The sequence below is a fragment of the Mycobacterium sp. genome (assembly GCF_035623875.1).
In the GTDB taxonomy this organism is placed as follows: Bacteria; Actinomycetota; Actinomycetes; order Mycobacteriales; family Mycobacteriaceae; genus Mycobacterium.
Genome location: NZ_DASPSP010000107.1, coordinates 1 through 21,266, shown reverse-complemented (window position 1 = coordinate 21,266; position 21,266 = coordinate 1). Strand labels below are relative to the sequence as shown.

Genomic DNA, 21,266 nt, shown 5'->3' with positions numbered 1-21,266 from the left:
CATGCTGCTGGCGATTCAGAGATGGATGCTCTCGTTGGCCAGCATCTTGATCTCGCTGTACCCGGCGACAACCGTCATCCTGGCGATCATCGTGCTGCGCGAACGGGTGACCCGCTGGCAGGCGCTCGGCATGATCCTGGCTGCGGTGTCGGTAAGCATGATCGCCGCCACCTGACATCCGTCTACCATCAGGCGGCATGAGCACCCCCGCGCGCCGGGTCACCGAAGTCGACAAGGCCGACGTGCTTTCGGGTCTCTTCGAAACCTGGGACAGTCTGGATCGATTACTGACTGGGTTATCCGAGCAGCAGTGGCAGACGCCGACGCCGCTGCCCGGCTGGTGCGTGCACAACGTCGTCGCTCACATCATCGGCACCGAATCGGCGCTGCACGGAATCAGCACACCGGAGGTCGATATCGATGTGTCGACGTTGGCCCACGTGCGCAATGACGTCGGCGTCGCCAACGAGTGCTGGGTGCGTCACCTGTGTGCAGAATCCGGCGCCGACCTGCAGCAGCGGTTCCGCACGATAACCGCCGATCGCCGCAAACGCCTGACCGACATGTCCGTCGACCACTGGAAGGCGCCGACCCTGACCCCGGTTGGCCCGGACAGTTATGGGCGGTTCATGCGGGTGCGGGTCTTCGACTGCTGGATGCATGAACAGGACATCCGGGATGGGCTGAGCAAACCCGCCTCCGACGCCGAGCTGGCCGGCCCGGCGGCGCGGCTGACGCTCGACGAGATGGCTACCAGCATGGGCTTCGTGGTCGGCAAACTCGGGAAGGCGCCGGACGGGTCGCGGGTGGCTATCGAGCTGACCGGTCCGCTGGCGCGCACGATCCGCGTCGTTGTCGACGGTCGTGCCCGGTTGGTGGAGGACTTCGGCGGTCAACAACCGACAGCCACGATTCGGGTGAACGGCGTGCTGTTCACCCGGCTGGCCGGCGGCCGAGCGGATACCGGCGCCGGCGGCGTCGAGCTAAGCGGTGACGAGGACGTCGCCGCGCGCATCGTCGAGCACCTCAATTACACGATCTGATGAGGTCACGGCGCCGGGCTGACGGGATGATTGTTAGCGGACTCGTTGTTACAGATCGCGTACCATTGATATTCCTGCCGAAAGTCGGCGGGATGCGAGGGGCTGAACGGTTTCGACTTCGCGCATCGAATCAAGGGAAGCGTGCCGGTGCAGGCAAGAGACCACCGTAAGCGTCGTTGCAACTATATAAGCGCCGATTCACATCAGCGCGACTACGCTCTCGCTGCCTAAGCGACAGCTAGTCCGTCAGACCGGGAACGCCCTCGACCCGGACCCTGGCGTCAGCTAGAGGGATCAACCAATGAGTTCGGTCGCGGGACTCATCGGGACACTCACAGCGACTGGGATCGTCATCTCGGCTAGTTCGCGTGACCGAGAGATCCGAGTAGAGGCATAGCGAACTGCGCACGGAGAAGCCTTGAGGGAATGCCGTAGGACCCGGGTTCGATTCCCGGCAGCTCCACAGAGGACGCGCTGGTCAGAGGCCTAGAATTGTCGGGCGCAGCATCCGCGTCAAGATCGCGCGAGCTGTTTCAGATGTGGGGCTCGCAGCTAGTGCCAGCGACCGTCACTCCCAGCTGTCGAGTACGCGCAGCGCATTTCGGACGCCGGTGGCAAGTACCTGTTCGGAGAGCGCCGGATCGGTGACGGCGCGGGCGAGTTGCAGGGACGAAACCAGGGTGGTGAAGAGGCCCAATGCGGTTTGGATTTGATTCGCGTCCGATCGCCCGGGTGGGAGGTGCGCGGCGATCTCCTGGACGATTGACTGCGCCCCCTTGGAATACGCGTCCCGGACGGCGGCATCGCAGCGGCCGATCTCAGCTAGCAACGCGGCGGTAGGGCAGCCGTCGGCGTAGTTGTCTCGGTGGGCGACGGACAGGTAGTCGCGTATGAAGTCTTCCAATGCTTCCCGACTGGCCGGTATCGCGCCGATACTCACGCGCTGCCGTTCGAGTTGATCAGTGACGACACGCGCGACGAGATCGCTCTTGGAATCGAAGTGCGCGTAGAACGCGCCATTGGTGAGGTCGGCATCGGACATCACTGCGGCAATACCCGACCCGTCGATGCCGTCCTGCTTGAGTCGCCGGCCGGCTGCCTCGATGATGCGCCGACGCGTTTCCGCCTTGTGCTCCACACCGTATCTGGCCACGGCACTCACCTCCGCCTGTCGAGAAAATGCGACCTTGACAATGATATTACACCCATAATAGTATGATCGTAATATCAAAACCGGAGCCCGACCTGGACCGCGGTCGCCTCGTCACCACCCTGGCGATGCTCAAGCGAAACGGGACAGGGTCGCTGCGCGCAAACGCGGAATCCGATGACGTGATGAAACCGAACCATCTACCAACACGGAAGGGCCGACAATGCTCACCTGGAAAGACACCCCGACCAAGACGATCGACGTCAACGGAGTGCCCTTCGCCTATCGGGAACTCGGCGTCGATGGCGAGGTGCCCGTCGTGTTCCTGCACCACTTCACTGCGGTGCTCGACGACTGGGATCCCCGGGTCATCGACGGCATCGCGGCGCACCACCGTGTCATCACGTTCGACAACCGTGGTGTCGGCGCATCCGGATCCGTCGTCCCGGACACCATCGAGGCGATGGCTGCCGACGCGATCGCCTTCATCCGGGCCCTCGGGCTGGTGAAGGTGGACCTGATCGGATTCTCGCTCGGCGGTGGCGTCGCCCAACTGGTCGCGCTTCAAGCGCCCGATCTTGTCCGACGCATGATTCTCGCGGGCACCGGACCTCGCGGTGGCGGCGGGATCGACGAGATGCGCAAGATCGTCGCCGTCGCCTACGCCAAGGCCTTCCTGTCACGCAAGGACCCGCGCGAGTTCCTGTTCTTCCCCCGCACCACGGATGGCAAGCGAGCCGCATCCGCGTACCTCACCCGACTCCAGGAGCGAACCTTCGATCGGGACAAGAAGATCTCAATGCAGGCGCGACTGGCCCAGCTGAAGGCGATCGTCAACGGCGGCAAAGCTGCACCAGATGACCTGTCGCGGATTACCGTGCCCGTCCTGGTCGCCAACGGCGACAACGACCTGATGGTCGCCAGCAGCCTGTCGGCGGACATGGCGCGCCGACTCCCCGACGCGGAACTGAAGATTTACCCCGATTCCGGACACGGCGGGATATTCCAGCACCACGCGACCTTCGTTTCCGACGCACTCCGATTCCTCGCCGACTGAGCAACCCGCAGCGGCATCCCCAACACACTGATCTCGCAGAAACGAGCACCTGATGAGCAGCACCACAAACAACTCCGTCATCACCTCCTACGCCAAGGCACCGTCACGTACGGTGACCGCCGGCGGCACCACCTACGCCTACCGTGAACTCGGCCCCAAGGGCGGCATCCCGGTGGTGTTCTTCGTCCACCTCGGGGCAACGCTGGACAACTGGGATCCGCGAATCGTCGACCCGATCGCCAAGACCCGCCACGTCGTCGCCTTCGACAACAAGGGCGTGGGCGCGTCCACGGGCAAGGTGCCCAGCACCATCGAACAGGCCGCCGACGACGCCTACACCTTCATCAAGGCGCTGGGGTTCGACAAGATCGACGTGTTCTCGTTCTCGATGGGCGGCATGATCGCCCAGGATCTGGTGCTCAAGCACCCCGACGTGGTGCGCAAACTCGTCCTGACCGGTACCGGGCCCCGTGGCGGCAAGGACATGGACAAGGTCGCCGGCGTCACCTATTGGGACATGCTGCGGGCCACGTTGACCCGTTCGGACCCCAAGGAGTTCTTGTTCTTCAACCGCGACGCTGCGGGCAAGCGTGCCGGCAAGGAGTTCGTGAACCGGCTCAAGGAACGCACCACCGATCGCGACGAAGATATCAAGATCAGTGCCTTCCAGACCCAACTGAAGGCGATCAAGGCCTACGGTCGGTCGAGGCCGTCGGATCTGTCGAAGATCACCCAGCCCACCTTGATCGCCAACGGCGACCACGACCGTATGGTGCCCTCGGTGCTGTCCGACGACCTGCATCGGCGCATCGCGGGATCCGAGCTGATCATCTACCCCAACTCCGGGCACGGCGGCATCTTCCAGTACCACGAACAATTCGCACCCATCGCCGCAAAGTTCCTCGCCGAGCGATAGCCACCTCGAACACACAGTGTTTGCGTTGTCCGATAGCAGATCAGAAGGAGTTGCAGATGCGTCGTATGAAGCGCACGCGAACGTACTCACTGGCCGGCAAGGTGGTCTTCCTCACCGGCGCCGGCGGAGGACTCGGTACCGCGACCGCCGCCACATTGACTCAAAGGGGCGCACGGGTTGTCCTCGCCGACATTGACCTCTGCGCCGCGCAGCGGACAGCCCAGGCACTCCCTCGGGGGCGAGCGCTCCCCGTCGAGTGCGACGTGACGGCGACCGACTCCGTACGTGCCGCGGTCAGCAATGCCGAGGACGAGTTCGGGCCCATCGATATCGCGATCGCCAATGCAGGCCTGATGGGACGCGGCGGCACGTTTCGCACACTGACCATCGACGACGTGAATCGTGTGATGTCGGTCAACGTGATCGGCGTCGCCAACACGGTCTCCGCGACGATCGAGTCCGTGATCCGCAACCGTGGCCAAATCGCCTTGATAAGTTCGGTTTTCGCTTATCTCAACGGTGCAGGGGCAATTCCGTACGCGATGAGCAAAGCGGCGGTCGAGCAAGCCGGCCGTGCCCTCGCCGTCGAACTGGCCAACCACGGAGCGTCAGCCATGACAGCGTACTTCTCACTCATCGAGACCGACATGATCCATCACGGCATCGACGAGGACCCGCACGTCCTCGCGCTCCTCTCGGCGATGCCGAAGTTCGTCGTCAAACGCATCCAGCCAGAGACGGCTGCTGCCGCCATCGTCAACGGACTCGAACAACGGCGTCGCACCGTAGCCGTTCCTGCGCGTTGGCGCCCCGTCTCGGCACTGCGGGGTGTGCTCGGACCTATCGTCGATGCACGACTTGTGCGTGACCACGGCATTCAGCGCGCATTGTGGGAACTCGAAGCGAAGTAGCGGGCGACCGTGATCAAGAGGAGAGGGCTCCTCCCGAGCTAGCGACTTGCCCGCATCGCCGCGGCGTGGGACGCCAGCGCTAGCGTGGGGTCATCACCCAGTCCGACTGCGATGTTGACCATGGTGGGTTGTAGGACTTGGCGGACGGGATCGCGGAAATGAGCGAAATGATTGCCGAGTTCGAGGGTGATGAATCCGTGTACGGCACTCCATAGTTGAGGCGCGACTGCTTCGGGGTCTTGGTCGGCTCGCACCCGGCCACTCGACACGAGCCGGTCACAGGCCGCAATCAGCAGGGCGTAAGCCACCTGGAAACTATCGGCCCGGACCTTGCTGGCGGAGTCGGCGGGACGGTAACCGCCCCGGGTGGACAGTCCGAACATCAGATCGTAGAGGTGCGGATTAGCCTGGGCGAACCGCCGCGACGCCAACGCCATGGCGAACAAGTCGGTCACGGGATCGTTTGTGGCGGGTGTCTCGCGAAACGCATCACCAAGGTCGTGGAAGCCCCGCTCGACAACAGCGTTGACGAGTTCGGGTAGTCCGCCGAGGTGGTGATACACCGCGATCGTCGACATACCGGCGGCATCCGCGACCGAACGGACTCGAAGCTCGGTGGGCCCTTTGTCGGCCAGCAATGCGATGGCAGCAGTGACCAGTCGGGCTACCGCCGCCTCGCGGTCCAGCCGAGTGTTCCTCGGCTGAATGCCAGACTTGGATTTCGATGCACCCTCGACGGGTTTGGGCATCGTTACGTCCCTGTCTCCCCGGGGGTGCCTTGATGCGATGAGTCGAGGCTACTAGCACCGGATGTCATCACCATTGTCCAATCGGTCTGGAGGCCGGCGCCCCGGCTGATCGGCGAGGGCGCCGGCTGTGATGCGGGGATTTGGGCCATGGCGTGTTCGGCGAGGGCGGTGATGGTCAGGGCGGGATTGACGCCCGGGTTGGCCGGCATGGCCGATCCATCGCAGATGAGCATGTTGTGGTAGCCGAAGACGCGCAGGTCCTTGTCGATCACGCCGTGGGCGGGGCTGTCGGCGATGACGGCGCCGCCGAGTAGGTGCGCGGTGGAGGGGATGTTGCCGATTGCTTCGAGTACGTTGCTCTGGGCGATGCCGCCGGTGCGCTCGGCCAGCCAGCGTGCGGCCTGGTTGCCCATCTCGATGTAGGTGGGGTTGGGGTTGTCGCTGTTCTGCACGGTGGACAGTCGATAGCCGCGACCCCAGCGGCGCTTGCGGGCGCGAAACGAGATCGCGTTGTCGCGTGACTGCATCACCAGCAACATGACCATGCGCCGGCTCCAGCCCACTGGCCATAGTGTCTGCAGCCATTTCTGTGGGTGGCGGGCGATCGCGGCGAGCCACTTCAGCGGCCGGGTGATGCGGGTGCCGTCACCGACGAGCACGGTGTAGAGCAGGCTGAGCATGTCGGCGTGCGGTCCGTAGGTGAGCAACTCGACATTGGTGTCGGCGTCGACGTGCACGCTGCTGCTGGCGGTGACGTCGCGCCAGCTGCCGCGGTCCTCGGGCAGCAGCACGGTGAGCACGGATTCGCTGTTGGTGCGCACCAGTTCGCCGAGCCGATCGCTGACGCGGGGCAACGAGCCGCCGTGTTTGCAGGTGGCCAGCAGTTCGTTGGTGCCCAGCGCGCCGCCGGCGAACACCACTCCGCGGGTGGCGTAGGTGTGGCGGTCGCGGCGGCGCCCGCCGCGGGGGTGTTCGGTGGTGACCCGGTAGCCGTCGCTGCCGTCGGGGTTGCCCAGCGGGGTGACGTCGACGACCTGGTGTTCGGGCAAGATCTGCACACCGTTGTGTTCGGCGAACCACAGGTAGTTTTTGGTCAGCGAGTTCACCGCCCCGACCCGGCAGCCCACCATGCAGCCGCCGCAACGGATGCAGCCGGTGCGGTCGGGGCCCGCGCCGCCGAAGTAGGGGTCTGGCACCGTTTTGCCGGGCTCGCCGAAGAACACTCCGGTGGGGGCCCGGGTGACGGTGTCCTCGGTGCCGAAGTGGCGGCCCATCTCCCGGATCCATTGCTGGTGCACTGAATCGAACGGGACCGGCGCGGCGCCGAGCATCCGCTCGGCGGTGGTGTAGTGCGAGGCCAGCAGGTGCTCCCAGTCGCCGAGGTGATTCCACTGGGCGGCGTCGAAGAATTCCTTCTTGGCGCGGTACAGCACTCCGCCGTAGACCAGGCTGCCGCCGCCGACCCCGCTCTGGGACGGGAAGAAGACGTGGCGGAACATCGAGGTCCGCATGATGCCCAGCTTGCCCAGTCGCGGCGCCCACGTGTACTTGTTGGACTGCCACGCCGAGGCGGGCAGATCTTCGGGCTCGTAGCGGCGGCCCCGTTCGAGTACACCGACGCGAAACCCCTTCTCCGACAGCCGTAACGCCGAGACGCTGCCACCGAATCCGGATCCGATGACCAGCCAGTCGAAGTCGAACACGTCGGCGGTCACGGTCACTGACCTTCGTCGGTCATGGTCACGACGACCTTGCCCTTGGAGCGCCCGCTCTCGACGTAGGCCAGGGCCTCCAGCGTGTCCTCGAACGGAAAAACCCGATCGATGACGGGGCGGACCACCCCGGCATCGAGGAGGGCACCCAGTTCGCGCAGCTGCTCGCCGTTGGCGGTCATGAACAGGAAGGAGTAGGTCACCGAGCGTTTTTTGGCCTTGCGTCGGATGGAGAAACTCAGCGCCCGCATCGCCTGAACCAGAAACCAATTCGCCCCGAACTCGCGCGCGAACATCGGGTCGGGCGGTCCGGCCACCGAGATCACCGCGCCACCGGGCTTGAGCACTCGCAGCGACTTCTCCAACGTGGTACCACCCTGGGTGTCCAACACGAGGTCGTAGCCGCTCAGCTTGTCGGCGAAGTCCTGGGTCTTGTAGTCGATGACGACGTCGGCGCCCAAATCCTTGACCCAGCCGGCGTTGCCGGCGCTCGTCGTCGTCGCCACCGTGGCTCCCAAGTGCTTGGCCAGCTGGATGGCGATGCTACCCAGCCCGCCGGAGCCGGCGTGGATGAGCACCTTCTGCCCACGTTGAACGCGAGCCTTGACGACCAGTGCCTGCCAGGCGGTCAGCGCGACCAGCGGCAGCGACCCCGCTTCGGTCATGTCGAGGCGTTCGGGTTTGGGGGCGACGTCGTCCTCGTTGACGGCGAGGTACTCGGCGAAGGCGCCGATGCGATCCTGGTTGGGCTTGGCGAATACGGCGTCACCTGGCTTGAAGCGCTGCACATGCGGGCCGGTCTTGACCACGACACCGGCCAGGTCATTGCCCAGCACGATCGGAAGTGTGTAGGGCAGAAGCGGTTTGAGTTCGCCGTTGCGGATCTTGAGGTCCAGTGGGTTGATGCTGGCGGCGTGGATCTGGACCAGGACGTCGTCGTCGCCTACCTCGGGTTGGGCGCGTTCGACGGCGGCGACGTTGTTGGTCTTGCCGTAGCGGGTCAGTGCGAACGCCTTCATCGTGTTGCTTCCTGATCGGGTGCGGGGGCCGCCGGTGCGGCGTGGGCGGCGCGTAGCGGGGCCTTGTCGGTCTTGCCGACGGGATTCAAGGGGATAGCGCCGCGGGATCGGCCAGCGGCAGCCGGCTGCCCAGGGCATCAGCGGGATCGGCGGTCACGACCGAACTCCGGCTGGCTGCAGGTGGCGGGTGAGGAATTCGATCTGATCGGCGGCCAGCTGCTCGAACGGTTCGCCGAGGTAGAACTCGAAGTGACCGGCGTCGTAATGCTTGATCTCCCCGCGCGGCGCGGTCTTGGCGTAGCGCTCGGTCTGTTCGGGCGGGGTGACGGTGTCGGTGTCGCTGATGCAGAACAGGATCGGGAATGCGATCTTGTGGGCCGCCCGTCCGGGCCGATAGGTCATGATGGTCGGTGCGACGCGGGCGGCGACCTCGTTGCAGAACGTCGTGTCCGCCGTTAGCAGCGCCTGATAGCCGGGTAGCGCGTCCGGGGCGTTCATCAGTGCCAGCGACCCGGGCGGGCCGGCCAGCGGGATCATCGCCGGTGGCCGCCGGCGCAGGATCGAGGCGTAGTCCTTGGCCACGGAGGGCAGCACCTTCAGCGAGGCCAGTGGTCCCAGCGCCAGCGCGGACGCCAACCCGTCGGTGAACGGGCATTGGGCCACCGCAGCGCTGAGTTCGGGGTGCCGCGAGGCAACGGTGATGGAGTGGCCGCCACCAAAGGAGCTGCCCCACACGGCGATACGGGTGCCGTCGACATCGCGGCGACCCTTGACGTGGGAGATGGCGGCGTCCCAGTCGGCCAGCTGGCGTTTGATCGACAATAGTTGGCGCGGTTGGCCGGTGCTGTCACCGAAGTGCCGGTAGGTGAACGCCAGCGCAGCGATGCCGGCTTGGGCGAAGCGTTCGGCGAAGGCATCCAGGCGCATCTCCCGGGTGCCGCCCAGGCCGTGGCCCAAAATCACCACCGGCGGTGCGGTCACGCCCGTCGGTAGGTAGAGCCAGGCCGCGCAGGTGTCGCTGCCGGAGGCGAACGACGCGTCGTGGCGGCTGAACGATTGCGTGGCACTCATTTACGCGTCACCTACGCGCCGTTGGCGCCGAGTGCGGGCACCACGCCCGATTCCAGGGCCTGGTCGTACGTGTCACCGTGATAGAGCGGCAACTCCCCGGCTGAGTCGATGTCGGCGAGGTATTGCAGCATCAGCTGCTGGCCCCGGAGGGATTGGTCGGTGCCCAGGAACTCGGTGCGCTCCACGTGCAAGCCCTCGGGCAGCGACATCGATCCGCCGAAGTAGACCGAGCGCTTGATCGCCTCGACCGAGCCCTTGGTGCGCCGGCCGAAGTACTCGGCGACCTCGACAGCCCGCGACACCACCTGATCGGTGGGCACTACCTCGTCGACTGCACCGTTGGCCAGAGCCTCGGCGGGTGTGAACGGCTTGCCCTCCAAGATCGCGACCAGCGACTTGTGGGTGCCGATCAGCCGGGTCAGGCGTTGGCTGCCGCCGCCGCCGGGCATGATGCCCAGCAGGACCTCGGGCTGGCCGATGAAGAATTTCTCGTCTTCGGCCATTACCCGCAGATCGCACGCCCAGGCGAATTCCGCGCCCAGGCCTAGCGCCGAGCCGTTGAGGGCGGCGACGAAGATGACGCCGCTGGCGTTCATCCGCAGAAACGTGTTGTGCAGCCGGTCGAGCTGGGCGACCCCGCGCAGCGGGGTCTTCTGTACCACCGGGTCCAGGGCCCGGGCCCGGTCGATGCCGCGGGCCAGCCTCAGCGCGGCCGAGGCGGCACGGCGATTCAACTCCGGCACCGCCGCACCTTCGGCCTGCAACCATCGCACGTCGGCGTGGCTGACGAACCGGCCTTCGCGGGCGCCGGTGAACACCACAGCGTGCACTTTGGCGTCGCGGTCGGCGCGGTCGACCAGCGCATCGAGTTGGTTGGCGATTTGGATGCCGAACAGGCTGTGCGGCCCGCCGTCCACCCGTGCGACCAGCACCGCTCCGTGGTCCTCGATCACGAGCTCGCCCTGTACTTGCTGTGTCATTGCGGTCCCTCCATGTAGGTCTCTATAACGAAATTATAGAATACCATAACGAAGTTACACAAGGAAGGCAAGCAGCGGCGCGGTGGCGCGACCGCGTCGCCGATCAGAAGGTCTCGCTGAGCCAAGGCGATGGCCATGACATCATCCTTCGGCGCTGGTCAGGGGTTGAACGGCGTCCGATGGACATTCCGCGAGCACGTTCCAATGACTGGACCATCAGCGCCGGGTGCCCTGGCAAACGAGGCCGTCGTGCGTAATCTTCCCCGTCTGCGTGTTGGCGCCGCCAACAAATCCGGCGTAATCCCAAGTGCTTTGGCGTAATCAGCCGTAGTTGCACGCACATCTACGCAGGTCAAACGGTATTTCTGCAGGCCAACTCACGGGTTCGATTCCCGGCAGCTCCACTGAGAAGATGCTGGTCAAAGCCATAAAATCACGCGGCTCGGAGTTCGCGTCAAGATCACCGCTGGTCGGATATGTTGGAGTGGCTGGACAGCAACACAATTCAGCGCACCGACGAACAGCGGCCACGATGACCGTCGCAGTCGGGAGGATCTCGACAGGTTCGTACTATGTGTCGCGTTCGCAGGCCCAATGTCATGCATGTTCGGCGATCCACGTGGTAGTGAAACGCTGCACCGCAGGGATGCTCTCGGCCAAATTAGCTCCGATGGACTTCTCGAGTTTGCCGCCTATCAACGGGATTTTGACCTCCACTTTCACGGCGAGGCGCAGTTGCGAGCCGTTGCCCGCGGGCGCCAGCCACCCTTGCGCACGGCCTGATCCCAACCCGCCGGAAGCCGAGACGCTGACCTGCCCGCGTACCTGGCCGTTACCGTCCGGTCTCCACGTCTCGCTGTGCACGATTTTCAGGTCGCCGCGAACGAGTTTGGCAATCAGTCCGGGTAGTAGTTGGCGACCCAGGTGCTGGGTGGCGCGCACTGACACCGTGCCGTCGGCATCGACGATCAGCGAATCCAGCGTGGTGGTGGCGTCACCGGCCGCAATGCGGGCTAGCCAATAGTCCTCGCGGCCGAACGCCGCATGAATTTGTTCAACGCTGGCGGGCGATTCGGTCACGCTGTCGAATGAACGCGACATAGCAAACCATTCTTACAAAGTAAGGGTCATCTCCGCCGCGCTTACCCTGCACCCGGTCCTGTGGGCACCCAGTGTGGATTGACGCCGTCAAGACCTGAGAACGAAACCGCAGGTAACGAACGGGACTGAATCGGACCGAAACGGAACGAACCGGCAGTTCAGAACGCATTTGCCCAGGTAGGGCATCGGGTTCGATTCCCGGCAGCTCCACTCGGAAGGGCCGCGGCTTAGCGGCCCTTCTTTATGTGGTCGCGCCGCCGGGACGATGTGTCGTCTCTGGGGGAGCTTGTTGCAGATAGACGGCGACGTGACAGATCTTCGCGTCGGCGTCGAACTGGAAAACACTCATCGAGTTCACGACATGCGCGTGGCCGCCGAAGAAGTGTCGCTCTTCGATCTCGAAGTAAACGAGTTCCGAAAGCTCGTTCACGCGTCGCACGGTTGTTTCGAAAGAATCGACTGAGTTAGCCCATCCGGTCAACATTTCGGCGTATTGCTGCCAGTTTTGGACTTCGAGGTAAGTACCGATCCGTTCAAAGCGGTCGATTGCGATCAGAGCGGCCAATGGGGCCCAGTCTTCCGCTGTCTTAACCGTCGGCACCAACTGCCGCACGGTCTCTTGATACTGCATGACTTTTCTTGTCAATGGCCCCATTTCGCCCACGTCCAATCTCCTTCACTACTACGAATGCGGGTGCTGACATGGACCTCTATGGATATTTCAGATCTCACATGTACACCCCGCCGTTGACGTTGATCTGTGCTCCGGTGATGTAGCCCGCTTCATCTGAGCAGAGGAATTGGCATGCGGCCGCGATGTCCTCCCCTGTGCCTACGCGTTTGAGCGGCATCATGGCCCCAAGGTCCTTGATGCTGGGCAACTTGCCTTGCTCTTCGGCGGCGTGCGCCATCGGCGTATCTACCAGTCCGGGCGGGATCGTGTTGACGGTGATCCCGTGAGATGCGAATTCGAACGCCAGCGCCTTCGTCAACGCGATAACGCCCCCCTTGGAGGCGACATAGTCAGCTTGATTCGGTGCGCCCGTTTGTCCCGCAGCGGAGGAGATCGTGACGATCCGACCCCAGCCGGCGCTGATCATGTCGGGGATTGCGGCCTGCACGCAGTTGAAGGTTCCAGTCAGATTGATCGCCAACGTGCGGTTCCACTGATCGAGGGTGATTTGGGTGAACGGCTCGAATGCGGTGACGCCGGCACTGGTCACCAATATTTGGATAGGCCCGAACTCGTCGCGGACCGAGGCTACCGCGGAGTCGACCGCGGGGCGGTCGGTGACATCTACATTGAACGCGCTTGCCTCAAAGCCGTTGTCCCGCAATGCCGCGACTTGAAGCTTTAACCTTTCGCCTTGCCGATCAAAGATGGCCACCTTATTCCCGCACTTGGCCAAACGTTGGCTGATCGCCTGACCGATGCCCGAGGCGCCACCGGTCACCACGGCAACCTTGCTCATGGTTGTTGTCTTCTTTCTTGAGGGGCTAGCGGTCTCACTCGGCCGGGGTAAAGGTGATGTGCAGGTTGCTCAATCCACGCACGATGAACGTGGGGTCGTAGTCAAAATGCCGCTGCCCCTGAGGTCCATGGTCGGGTTCGGAGATCGAAATGTCGCGCGTGCGATCGAGGAAACGGCCGAGCGTGACGCGCCCTTCTGCGCGAGCTAACGGACCGCCCGGACACGAATGTGCGCCACGGCCAAAAGCTATGTGTTCGCGCACGTTCGCACGTCCCAAGCGGCACTCGTTGGGTTGCTGGAAGCGGCGCTCGTCGCGGTTGGCTGCACCGGGGTGAATCATCACGGTAGTTCCCGCCGAAATGTCAACCCCGCCGAGCGTGGTGTCTACCCGAGTCATCCGGAAGTCACTCATCGTCGGGCTTTCCAGGCGCAGCACTTCTTCGATGAATTCGGGAATCAGATCACGCTCGGTGCGTAGGCGTCCCTGAATATCCTTGTTGTCAGCAATGATCCGAAGTGCGGAGCACAGCATGCGCGCCGACGTGTCTTGGCCAGCCCCGAACAGGAACGCGGCGGTGCGCACGATCGCATCGAGGTCCGGCAGTGAGCCGTCGTCATATGTAGCAGTGGCTAGTTGAGTGAGGACGTCGTCACGGGGTTCGCGCCGTCGATCCTCGAGGTAGGTGCGGAACTTATCGAACAGGAATTCCAGCGGATTGACCGCAAGGGTCTGCTCGTCACCAACGACGGCGATAGTGCTGCCCGCCAAGACCTGGCGGACTTCTTCGCGATCCCCTTCGGGCACCCCTAGTAGGTCGGCGATCGCCAGCGTGGTGAACGGTTTGCCATACTCGCTGATGACTTCGCAGCTACCAGTGCCGATGAATTCGTCGATGCAACGGTCGGCAATGCCCACTAAGGCAGCTTCGTTCTCTTTGAGCCGGCGCGGGGTCAACAGGCGCCGCAATAGGCTGCGCTGGGCTTCGTGGGTCGCACCGTCCATCGTGACCATGAACTCGTTCATCGGCCACTGATCACGACGCGCTTCGATAACCTCAGTGATGTCGCGCACCCTGGGCGGTACTTCCAGGGGAGGGTAGGGGCCGCCCACAGAATTGCACGACGAAAACGTCGATGCATCCTTGTATACCTCCACCGCTTCGTCGTAGCCGGTCACCGCGACAACGCCGGGATGGGCCACCGGGTGCACTGGGCAACGCGACCGTAGCGCATCGAAGTACGGGTAAGGGTCACTGACTAATTCGGTGTCGGTGAAGAAGTCGGCGACCTCCAAGTCCACAGCGTCCGCGGCCGATCGGGCTCCCACACTTTCCACAGCTGTCCCTTCTGGTCGAGGCACGGGATCTTCCCAATGTTTGTACGCCTGTATAGCCTATACGGTCGTAGGGCACAAGGGTAGTCGTACAGCTCGGAAACACATCTGTGAGGAACAACCGATGTCAAACTGTTGCGCCTCGTGCTCGCCGAACCACGTGGAGGGACTGACACGATGACACGGATGGGACCATTGCCGGTGAAGAACTGGCCGCCCGAAATGCGCGATGCGTTGGTGGCGATGACCCCACCTGGGCACCGGCACTCGCTGACCGGCGACAACCGTCGTCGGGGCGCCAACATTCTGGGTGCGCTCGCCCACCATCCAGCCCTTGCGAAGGCGTTCTTCACCCTCAACGGCCATCTGTTACGGACGACAACCCTGCCTGCACGCCAACGCGAACTGGTCATCATGCGCATGGCCGTGCTGCGCAACTGCAGCTACGAGTGGGCGCAGCATGTGTTCCTGGCCCGCGACGCAGGTTTGACTGACCTCGAAATCGCTTGGATCGCTTGGGGACCAGATGCGCCGCTTTGGGACAAGCTCGACGCAGGTGTGTTACGCGCGGTCGGCGAACTGGACCGCGACGGTGTGATCGCGGACGAAACTTGGGCGGTGTTGATCGAGCACTTGGACGCTCGGCAGATTCTCGACATCATCTTCACCGCCGGTGCATACGCGACGGTCGCGTGGATGGTGAACTCCCTGGGTATCGAACTCGACGATGACCTGCGAGAGGGCCTCGCCGAGTCAATGTAGGGATCGCTGGCCGCCTACCACCGTTTAGGTGCCGGCGTGTCGATGGATAACGGGCGCTGGTAGGACAGATCGCTGCGGTCTCGAGTGCCCACCGGATACCCCGTGTCTTTGAAGAACGACGACTGCAGCACCGATGCGTCGGCCAGGAACATCACCTCGACCGTTGATCTGCGAACTGCTATGCGCCAGCGCCCGTCCCGCCGCTCCAGCCGGTCAATATATCGACCGCTGATGAACTGAGCGGTTCGGCCGTCAAGACTCAATAGCACCACTATGACGTAGCTTTCGGCGTGGGCGTTGTCGCCGTCGATCTCACAACTGTGAGTGGTGATGTTGTGCGTGTGGACCTGCGATGTCGCCGCATGTGTGCGGTTGGCCCAATCACCGTACTCAGCGCCCAAGTTGGTCATGCTGCCGTGCTCGTCAATGCCGTCGCCGTGATAGGCCGCGGCGATCAGATCAAGGTCATGGCGGTCGCAACCACGTGCGTGACCGGCGATGCAGTCCATGATCGTAGTGCGATCCATCAGGTAGGCGACATCCCGTTTCACGGCGGTTAGCTCGGTTTCCATCGTGATCTCCTCTGGACTGACACGCAGGTGCCGTAACCTTCAAGGCGGCTCAAATGCCCGCGACGGCAGTGCGTGCTGTACGATCGTACAGTAACAACATGGGCGAGCGTAGCCGTTCGGCATACTGATCGGGAGGTGGGGGCCACGGTAACCAATCGCCGTGTGGGCGCAGAGACATCGAAAACTCGCGATGCGGTGCTCGATTCCGTCGAGGGGCTGCTGCTCGATGAGGGCTACGCGGGGGTCAGCTACCGGGCGGTCGCCAACAAAGCCGGCGTGACCTCGAGCCTGATCCAGTATTATTTTCCCACCCTCGACAGCATGTTCGCGGCATTGATCAGGCGCTTGATTGAACGCGACATCGCCCGCTGGACAGACGCACTGGAGCGGCGCCCGGATGAGCCACTGCGTGTGCTCTGGGAATACAGCCGGAGCGAGGCCGCCGGCGGGCTGAGCATGGAACTGATGGCGCTGGGCAACCACCGGCCAACGGTGCGCGCCGAGATCACCGAAGGAACCGAGAAGATTCGCCGAGCCCAGCTCCAAGCTCTAAAAAGGAAATACGGCAACACCAATTTCCTTGATGACAGGTTCACGCCCGACGCCATGGCGCTGTTGCTGACGAGCCTGCCCAAATACCTCAGCCTGGAAGACAGTATTGACGTGAGCATGGGGCACCGCCAACTTGTGGCGGCGTTCGAAAAGTATCTCGACTCCATGGAGCCGAAGTCCCGCACCCGCAAGCTCAAGGCCTCCTCGCGCCGATCGCGCTCGTAGCCATCCGCAGCATGCTGTACTGGTGTACAGCACACCTCGTGCTGTACTGTCGTACAGCATGCGTATCGGTTTGACCGGTGGTGGTTCATCGACCGCGCGGATCGTCGCGCAGGCTCAACAAGCCGAAGCAGACGGATTCAGTTCCTTGTGGTACGCCAGCGAAGTGTGCGGCGACCCTCTGGTCGCGATGGCGCTCGCGGGTGCGCAGACCACCTCGATCGAGCTGGGCACCGCGGTGCTACAGACCTACCCGTGCCATCCGCTGTTGCAGGCCAAGCGGATCGCATCGGTGGTTGACGCCATCGGCCGCCCCGGCTTCACCCTTGGGATCGGTCCCTCACACGAGCCGCTCATCCGCGGCGTATACGGGCTGTCCTATGAGCACCCGGGACGAAACACCGAGGAGTACCTTCGGATCATCACCGCGCTGCTGCGTGGCCAGGATGTCGATTTCGATGGCGACGACTGGTCGGTGCACATGCAGGGACGTGGCGTGAAACCTCAACAGCGAGTACCGGTCTTGCTAGCGGCGCTGGGTCCGCGGTTACTGCGCGTTGCAGGTGAGCTGGCCGATGGAGTCGTGTTGTGGATGGCATCGACACGTGCGATCGCCACGCACGTCGTTCCCAAATTGCACGCCGCCGCCTCGTCGGCCGGTCGGCAACCACCCCGTATCGTGGCCGGCTTGCCCGTGGCCGTCCACGACGACGAAGCAGAGGCGCGAGCGGCAGCGGCCGCATCCTCGGGCATGTACTCGGGCATGACCAACTATCAACGCATTTTGACGATCGGTGGTGCGACCGATCCCGCCGAGGCCGCCGTAGTCGGAGACGAGGCATCAGTGCGTGCCCAGTTGCAGTCGCTGCTTGATGCCGGCGCCACCGACATCTGGGCAGCGGTGTTTGCCGTTGGCGAAGACAAACGCAAGTCGGTGCGGCGAACGACCGATCTATTGCGCGAACTGGTGTCATAACAAAGGAGCAGACAATGCCGGTCACCATTAATGCGATTACGCCTACCGTAGGCCTAGAGATCATCGGCATGACCGCGGACCAGTTGGTCGAGCCTCAAACTGCCGCAGAAGCGCAGCACGCCCTCGACGAGCACGGTGTCGTGGTCTACCGCGAGGTCAACATCAGCGACGAACAATTGTTGGCATTTAGCCAGCTGCTCGGAAAGCTCGTAGTGCAGCCAACCGGCGAGCACCACTACCCGGAAATCCAAACCATCACTCTGGATCCGACCAAGACGAACGCATTGTTGGCCTCATACCGGCAGGGAAATTTCCACTGGCACATCGACGGCGCCATTGACGAATACCCGCAAAAAGCAACACTTCTCACGGCGCGCGCAGTAGATCCGGCTGGCGGCGACACCGAGTTCGCCAACACCTATGCTGCGCACGCCGCCTTGACAGACGACGAGCGTGCCGAGATCGCCGATTTGCAGGTCGTGCACAGTTTTGCGCACGCGCAATCCCTGGCCAACCAAGACGCAACCGACGACCAACGGCGGTCGTGGGATCGCGTCCCCACCCGAGTGCATCCGCTGGTCTGGACGCGTAGCAATGGGCGCCAGTCGCTGCTTTTGGGTGCCACCGCGGACGAGATCGTAGGCTGGCCTGCCAAGAAGGGGCGCGCGCTGCTGGACCGCCTTGTGGATTGGTCGACACAACCCCAGTTCACGCTGCGTCACAAGTGGCGCAAGGGTGACCTCGTTATGTGGGACAACACGGGTATGCTGCACCGCGCCTTGCCGTTCGAGCCCACGTCGGTCCGGCTGATGCACCGCACCACGCTGGTGGGCGAGGAACCCGTCACCGCTTCCTGATGAGGCGGACTGCCCACCTCAGATCACAGCGCCACCATTGACACCGATAACCTGGCCGGTGATATAACTCGCCGAGTCTGAACACAAGAACGCGCAGAGGGCCGCAATGTCTTCACCGGTGCCCAGTCGCCCCGCAGGAATCGCCCTGGCCAGGATCTCGCTCGGTGGAAGCTTTTTCGCGCTCTGAGCCTCGCGCAACATCGGGGTGTCGACCGTGAACGGCGGAACGGTGTTGACCGTGATTCCCTTGGCGGCGTATTCCAACGCAACGGTCTTTGTCAAGGCGATGACTCCGCCTTTGGACGCCGAATAATGGCCCTGCCGTATCGAACCGGTCTGGCCGGCCGCCGACGAGATCGTGACCACGCGGCCCCACTGCGCTGCGACCATATCTGGAAGAGCGGCTTGCAGGCACAGGAATGTGCCGGTGAGGTTGACGGCCAGATACCTGTTCCACTCGTCGAATCCGATCTCGTCGAAGCGGGTGAATCCGGCAACCGCCGCGCTCGTGACCAGAACCTCAATTGGACCGAGGTTGTTTCGGACACTCTCGAAAGCCATTGACACGGCGTCGGGATCGGATACGTCAACCTGTACCCCGATCGCGTTTGCTCCTCTGCCAGTCAGATCAGATGAAACCTTGTCGGCAGCTTCGCCGTTGATATCCAGCACTGCGACCCGACGCCCATCGTGTGCCAAATACTCTGAAATCGTCTGCCCCAGGCCCGATCCGCCCCCGGTGACCACTGCGACTCGCGTCATTTTAGATGCCTGCCGGTCCCGGGCCACCGTGCATGAACAGCGTCTGACCCGAACAGAAGCTCGACGCATCAGACGCGAAAAACAACACGCCATAGCCGATCTCATCGGGTTCGCCCAGGCGCCCTGATGCGTTAGTCATTCCGATTGCCTCCGGATCGAGCCCATACCGTGCCGCGTCGTCGATCAGCGTCGCGGCACGAACCGCACCGACGGCGATGGTGTTGACCCGGAGCCCCTTTCCTGTCCAAGCAGCGGCCATCGAGGCGGTGAGGTTATTCACCGCCGCCTTGGCCGCACCGTAGGGCGCGGCCTGCGGCATGCCCACGAGGCTTGCTCCCGAAGAGATATTGACGATCGCCCCCTTGCCCTGTTCGAGCATCGGCTTGGCCGCGGCGCGCGACAGATGCCAGACCGCGCCGAAGTTCAGCGCGATGACATGGTCGAAGTCGTCGTCGGGCCACTTCAAGATTGATTTGGTTTCAGCACCCCCGGCGTTGTTCACCAGGATGTCGATTCGACCGAACTCTTGTAGCGTCGCGTCAATAAGGCCTTGACATGCCTCGGCAGTGGTGACGTCAGTGGACACCGCGAGTGCCCGCCGCCCGAGAGCTTGTGCCTCCTTGGCGGTCGATTCGAGTGGGTCGCGACGTCGACCGGCGAGCACGACATCGGCTCCGTGCTCGGCGAGCACCAAGGCCGAGCCTCGCCCGATTCCAGTACCGCCTCCGGTGATCACTGCAACTCGACCTTCGAGAGAGAACCGATTGCTCACTTGACCATTCCTCCGTCCACACCGACTGTACGAGCGTACAGCAGATGCTGTACTCTCGTACAGTCATGGACGAGGAGGGACGTTGAGCGACCTGTACTACGACCCGTGGGATCTCGACATCGATGTCAACCCTTACCCGGTCTACCGGCAGTTGCGCGATGAGGCGCCCTTGTATTACAACGAGCGCCACGACTTCTGGGGTCTGAGCCGGTACGCCGACGTCGACGCTGCACTGCGCGATCCGCAGCGGCTCAGCTCGGCCAAAGGTGACATCCTGGAAGTAGTCAAGACCGACCCGGTGATGCCGCCTGGAGTGTTCATCAATGAGGACCCGCCGCTGCATACCATTCATCGGGCGCTAGTGTCGCGAGCATTCATGCCAAAAAAGATGAAAGCGCTCGAAGACAAGGTCCGGGCTTTCTGCGCCGCCTGTCTTGATCCACTGATCGGTTGTGAAAAATTCGACTTCGTAAGGGATCTGGGTGCCGAACTTCCTATGAAGACAATCGGCATGCTGGTAGGTATCCCCGACGCCGACCAGCCCTCAGTTCGTGCCGAGGCGCACCGGGTGCTGCGCAACGCGCCGGGCCAACCTTTGCCGGTGAAAAAGGATCATTACTTCGACGGCGACATGTTCAGCGATTACGTCAAGTGGCGCAAGAAGAACCCCTCCGACGATTTGATCACCGAGTTGCTCGCCGTCGAGTTTGAGGACCAGTCAGGCACGACACGGCGGCTGAGCACCGGCGAACTGCTGATCTTCCTTGCGGTCATCGCGGGGGCCGGTGTGGAGACGACCGGCCGGCTCTTCGGCTGGATGGGCAAGGTACTGGCCGAGCACCCTGATCAGCGCCAAGAGATCGTAGAAGACCGATCGCTTATCCCGTCGGCGATCGAAGAGCTGTTGCGATACGAACCGCCCGGTCCCCACGTCGCCCGATATGTCACGCGAGATGTCGAGTTTCACGGTCAGACGGTCCCGGCGGGCAGCGCGCTGTTGCTCATGCTGGCCTCGGCCAACCGTGACGAGCATCAGTTTGCCGATCCCGATCGTTTCGACATTCGCCGCAAACCCGGCGGCCATCTGACCTTCGGTCGCGGCGCCCATTTCTGCCTTGGCGCGCCGCTGGCCAGACTCGAAGGGCGCATCGCTCTCGATGAGGTACTCAGCCGCTTTCCCAAGTGGGACATCGACATCGATAACGCTCGCCGATCACGAACCGCGACCGTTCGCGGCTGGGACACCATGCCCGCGATCGTCAGCTGACCGTCGAGCA

General features: G+C 63.3%; 23 protein-coding genes and 1 other RNA gene. 11 read left to right on the top strand and 13 right to left on the bottom strand.

Going from position 1 to position 21,266, the window contains the following annotated elements:
• The 3 genes from VEI45_RS08770 to ssrA form a co-directional block, all read left to right on the top strand.
• On the top strand, positions 1-175 hold a 175-nt coding region (locus VEI45_RS08770), incomplete at its 5' end, for an EamA family transporter (RefSeq protein ID WP_324852209.1).
• 22 nt (positions 176-197) lie between these two features.
• Positions 198-1,043 carry a maleylpyruvate isomerase family mycothiol-dependent enzyme gene (locus VEI45_RS08765; RefSeq protein WP_324852205.1) on the top strand — a complete coding sequence of 282 codons (846 nt, stop codon included), beginning with the start codon at positions 198-200 and terminating at the stop codon, positions 1,041-1,043.
• A 98-nt stretch (positions 1,044-1,141) separates the two neighbouring features.
• Positions 1,142-1,509, top strand: a transfer-messenger RNA (tmRNA) gene (gene ssrA, locus VEI45_RS08760).
• Positions 1,510-1,611: 102 nt separating this feature from the next.
• Here the strand turns inward: ssrA and VEI45_RS08755 are convergent.
• The gene (locus VEI45_RS08755; protein ID WP_324852203.1) at positions 1,612-2,196 is read right to left on the bottom strand and encodes a TetR/AcrR family transcriptional regulator; all 585 of its coding nucleotides are present in this window, start codon (positions 2,194-2,196) and stop codon (positions 1,612-1,614) included.
• 220 nt (positions 2,197-2,416) lie between these two features.
• Here VEI45_RS08755 and VEI45_RS08750 point away from each other — a divergent pair, with 220 nt between their 5' ends.
• The 3 genes from VEI45_RS08750 to VEI45_RS08740 are packed head-to-tail and all read left to right on the top strand — an operon-like array spanning position 2,417 to position 5,077.
• Positions 2,417-3,250, top strand: coding sequence for an alpha/beta hydrolase (locus VEI45_RS08750; RefSeq protein WP_324852201.1), 834 nt, complete (start codon positions 2,417-2,419; stop codon positions 3,248-3,250).
• Positions 3,251-3,302: 52 nt separating this feature from the next.
• Positions 3,303-4,166, top strand: a complete 864-nt coding sequence (locus tag VEI45_RS08745) for an alpha/beta hydrolase (protein ID WP_324852199.1) — start codon at positions 3,303-3,305, stop codon at positions 4,164-4,166.
• 56 nt (positions 4,167-4,222) lie between these two features.
• Entirely contained in the window at positions 4,223-5,077 is an 855-nt protein-coding gene (locus VEI45_RS08740; protein WP_324852197.1) for an SDR family NAD(P)-dependent oxidoreductase, read from the top strand.
• Between the two features lie 38 nt (positions 5,078-5,115).
• Here the strand turns inward: VEI45_RS08740 and VEI45_RS08735 are convergent, their stop codons facing one another.
• The 9 genes from VEI45_RS08735 to VEI45_RS08695 form a co-directional block, all read right to left on the bottom strand.
• Positions 5,116-5,826 (bottom strand): TetR/AcrR family transcriptional regulator, encoded by a 711-nt coding sequence (locus VEI45_RS08735; RefSeq protein ID WP_324852195.1) that lies wholly within the window; start codon positions 5,824-5,826, stop codon positions 5,116-5,118.
• 2 nt (positions 5,827-5,828) lie between these two features.
• Positions 5,829-7,541, bottom strand: coding sequence for a GMC family oxidoreductase (locus tag VEI45_RS08730; RefSeq protein ID WP_324852193.1), 1,713 nt, complete (start codon positions 7,539-7,541; stop codon positions 5,829-5,831).
• Between the two features lie 2 nt (positions 7,542-7,543).
• Complete coding sequence (locus VEI45_RS08725) at positions 7,544-8,557, bottom strand: NADP-dependent oxidoreductase (protein ID WP_324852191.1); 1,014 nt, start codon at positions 8,555-8,557, stop codon at positions 7,544-7,546.
• A 153-nt stretch (positions 8,558-8,710) separates the two neighbouring features.
• Positions 8,711-9,628, bottom strand: coding sequence for an alpha/beta hydrolase (locus VEI45_RS08720; RefSeq protein ID WP_324852189.1), 918 nt, complete (start codon positions 9,626-9,628; stop codon positions 8,711-8,713).
• Between the two features lie 11 nt (positions 9,629-9,639).
• Complete coding sequence (locus VEI45_RS08715; RefSeq protein ID WP_324852187.1) at positions 9,640-10,608, bottom strand: enoyl-CoA hydratase/isomerase family protein; 969 nt, start codon at positions 10,606-10,608, stop codon at positions 9,640-9,642.
• Positions 10,609-11,205: 597 nt separating this feature from the next.
• Complete coding sequence (locus tag VEI45_RS08710) at positions 11,206-11,709, bottom strand: DUF2505 domain-containing protein (RefSeq protein WP_324852185.1); 504 nt, start codon at positions 11,707-11,709, stop codon at positions 11,206-11,208.
• Between the two features lie 241 nt (positions 11,710-11,950).
• Positions 11,951-12,373, bottom strand: a complete 423-nt coding sequence (locus VEI45_RS08705; protein WP_324852183.1) for a hypothetical protein — start codon at positions 12,371-12,373, stop codon at positions 11,951-11,953.
• Between the two features lie 64 nt (positions 12,374-12,437).
• Positions 12,438-13,181, bottom strand: coding sequence for an SDR family NAD(P)-dependent oxidoreductase (locus VEI45_RS08700; RefSeq protein ID WP_324852181.1), 744 nt, complete (start codon positions 13,179-13,181; stop codon positions 12,438-12,440).
• A 34-nt stretch (positions 13,182-13,215) separates the two neighbouring features.
• Entirely contained in the window at positions 13,216-14,517 is a 1,302-nt protein-coding gene (locus VEI45_RS08695; RefSeq protein WP_324852179.1) for a cytochrome P450, read from the bottom strand.
• 183 nt (positions 14,518-14,700) lie between these two features.
• Between VEI45_RS08695 and VEI45_RS08690 the strand changes: the two genes are divergently transcribed.
• On the top strand, positions 14,701-15,276 hold the full coding sequence (locus VEI45_RS08690) for a carboxymuconolactone decarboxylase family protein (RefSeq protein ID WP_324852177.1): 576 nt from the start codon (positions 14,701-14,703) through the stop codon (positions 15,274-15,276).
• A 14-nt stretch (positions 15,277-15,290) separates the two neighbouring features.
• Here the strand turns inward: VEI45_RS08690 and VEI45_RS08685 are convergent, their stop codons facing one another.
• Positions 15,291-15,848: a nuclear transport factor 2 family protein gene (locus VEI45_RS08685; protein ID WP_414687433.1), complete on the bottom strand. Its 558-nt coding sequence runs from the start codon at positions 15,846-15,848 to the stop codon at positions 15,291-15,293.
• 162 nt (positions 15,849-16,010) lie between these two features.
• Here VEI45_RS08685 and VEI45_RS08680 point away from each other — a divergent pair, with 162 nt between their 5' ends.
• Genes VEI45_RS08680 through VEI45_RS08670 form a run of 3 tightly spaced genes read left to right on the top strand, consistent with a single transcriptional unit; the run spans position 16,011 to position 18,455 of the window.
• Positions 16,011-16,625: a TetR/AcrR family transcriptional regulator gene (locus VEI45_RS08680; protein ID WP_324852175.1), complete on the top strand. Its 615-nt coding sequence runs from the start codon at positions 16,011-16,013 to the stop codon at positions 16,623-16,625.
• A gap of 58 nt (positions 16,626-16,683) precedes the next feature.
• On the top strand, positions 16,684-17,598 hold the full coding sequence (locus VEI45_RS08675) for a TIGR03564 family F420-dependent LLM class oxidoreductase (protein WP_324852174.1): 915 nt from the start codon (positions 16,684-16,686) through the stop codon (positions 17,596-17,598).
• Between the two features lie 14 nt (positions 17,599-17,612).
• On the top strand, positions 17,613-18,455 hold the full coding sequence (locus tag VEI45_RS08670; RefSeq protein WP_324852172.1) for a TauD/TfdA family dioxygenase: 843 nt from the start codon (positions 17,613-17,615) through the stop codon (positions 18,453-18,455).
• Between the two features lie 18 nt (positions 18,456-18,473).
• On the opposite strand, the gene VEI45_RS08665 is transcribed toward VEI45_RS08670, so the two are convergent.
• The gene (locus VEI45_RS08665) at positions 18,474-19,217 is read right to left on the bottom strand and encodes an SDR family NAD(P)-dependent oxidoreductase (protein WP_324852170.1); all 744 of its coding nucleotides are present in this window, start codon (positions 19,215-19,217) and stop codon (positions 18,474-18,476) included.
• 1 nt (position 19,218) lies between these two features.
• Complete coding sequence (locus tag VEI45_RS08660; protein ID WP_324852168.1) at positions 19,219-19,989, bottom strand: SDR family oxidoreductase; 771 nt, start codon at positions 19,987-19,989, stop codon at positions 19,219-19,221.
• An 82-nt stretch (positions 19,990-20,071) separates the two neighbouring features.
• Between VEI45_RS08660 and VEI45_RS08655 the strand changes: the two genes are divergently transcribed.
• Positions 20,072-21,256 carry a cytochrome P450 gene (locus VEI45_RS08655; RefSeq protein WP_324852166.1) on the top strand — a complete coding sequence of 395 codons (1,185 nt, stop codon included), beginning with the start codon at positions 20,072-20,074 and terminating at the stop codon, positions 21,254-21,256.
• Positions 21,257-21,266: the final 10 nt, after the last annotated feature.